Annotated in this window: 2 protein-coding genes; both read left to right on the top strand. The window is 67.2% G+C overall.

From position 1 onward, the window contains the following. The first annotated feature begins 83 nt into the window (after positions 1–83). Positions 84–443: a nuclear transport factor 2 family protein gene (locus AB0D08_RS40755; RefSeq protein ID WP_359895427.1), complete on the top strand. Its 360-nt coding sequence runs from the start codon at positions 84–86 to the stop codon at positions 441–443. 51 nt (positions 444–494) lie between these two features. Beyond that, a complete protein-coding gene (locus AB0D08_RS40760) occupies positions 495–1,337 on the top strand; it encodes an oxidoreductase (protein WP_359895429.1) in 843 nt (280 codons plus the stop codon). The last annotated feature ends 239 nt before the right edge of the window (positions 1,338–1,576 follow it).

Here is a 1,576-nt window from a genome sequence, read left to right on the forward strand (position 1 = left end):
CTACGAACGCAAAGCCGACCACTTCGCAGCCTTCGCCACCATCGCCGCGGCACTCATCTGCCATCGCCGGCTGGCCAAATGAGATGGCTTCTAAGAACCCGACGCCGGTCGACCTCACCGACCTCCCCGAAGCGATCACCCGCTACCTGATGGGCCGCGCCGCCAAGGACGCCCCCGCCGCCGCACCGGCCTTCGCACCGCACGCCACCGTCACAGACGACGGACACACCTACGAGGGAGTCGAGGCCATCACTCGATGGCTCGGGCAGACCGACACCGAGTACACCTACACGACCACGCTCACCGGCGCCGAACGCGACGCACCCGACCGGTACACCGTCCACCAGCACCTCGAAGGGAACTTCCCTGGCGGAACGGTCGACCTGCACTGCCGCTTCGTCCTGACCCACGGACTGATCAGCAAACTCCGCATCGTCCCCTGACCGGCCGCCCCACCTCTCGCACACCCGATTCCCCGCAGGAGCACGAACAATATGAGGACCTGGTTCATCACCGGTGGCACCCCCGGAGGATTCGGCATGGCCTACGCCGACGCCGCCCTGGACCTGGGCGACAACGTCGTCCTCACCGCCCGCCGCCCCCACCTGCTCGACGACTGGGCCGCCCGCCACGGCGACCGCGCCCTGGTCTACCCCCTGGACGTCACCGACGCCCAGCAGATCCACGAGGCCGTCCGAGCCGCCGAAGAGCGTTTCGGCCGTATCGATGTCCTGGTCAACAACGCCGGCCGGGGATGGTACGGCTCCGTCGAAGGCACGCCCGACAGCGACGTCAGGAACACCTTCGAGCTGAACTTCTTCTCCGTTACGCAGATGCTCCGCGCCGTCCTGCCGGGCATGCGAGAGCGCGGTAGCGGATGGATCATCAACATGTCCTCCGTCGCCGGACTGCGCAGCGTGCCGGGCTTCGGCTACTACAGCGCCGCCAAATACGCCATCGAAGGGCTCACCGACGCGCTGCGCCACGAAGTCACCCCGTTCGGCATCAAGGTCATGGCCGTGGAGCCCGGCGCCTTTCGCACACACGCCTACGCTTCATTCGCCGACGAAGCCGTGAACGAGACCGTCGACGCCTACCTGCCCTTGATCCAGTCCGTCCGCTCCTCCATGATCGAACAAAGCGGTCAGCAGCCCGGCGACCCCCACCGCGGAGTGCGCGCCGTCGTGGACGCCATGAACAGCGCCACCCCGCCCCGCCGTATCGTCCTGGGCGCCGACGGCTACACAGCCGTCCAGGGGCAGCTGACAGACATGACGGCAGAACTGCACGCCTTCGAAACGGCCTCACGTAGCGCGGACTTCCCCCGGCGTTCCTAATAGAGTCGAGAAGCGGGTCAAACACCTCCCAACTGTGGCCGATCAGGGCGGTGACCAGCTTGCGGTCCCCGCCTTGGTCAGCCGCTTCACGGCCGCCACGTGCGTCTCTCACCGCCACCCGGCCGGGACAGCCCGCCATCGACCCGGGTAGACGCGGACACGCGGATCAAGCTACGCCCGCTGCCTGTCGTCAAACGATCGTTTGACGACAGGCAGCGGGGTATCCAATGAACCCGTGC

Source organism: Kitasatospora sp. NPDC048540 (assembly GCF_040651175.1).
In the GTDB taxonomy this organism is placed as follows: Bacteria; Actinomycetota; Actinomycetes; order Streptomycetales; family Streptomycetaceae; genus Kitasatospora.

Bases quoted from the DNA above. Each gene is read 5' to 3' on its own strand.
- AB0D08_RS40755 (WP_359895427.1), top strand. From the start codon at position 84: ATGGCTTCTAAGAACCCGACGCCGGTCGACCTCACCGACCTCCCCGAA.
- AB0D08_RS40760 (WP_359895429.1), top strand. From the start codon at position 495: ATGAGGACCTGGTTCATCACCGGTGGCACCCCCGGAGGATTCGGCATG.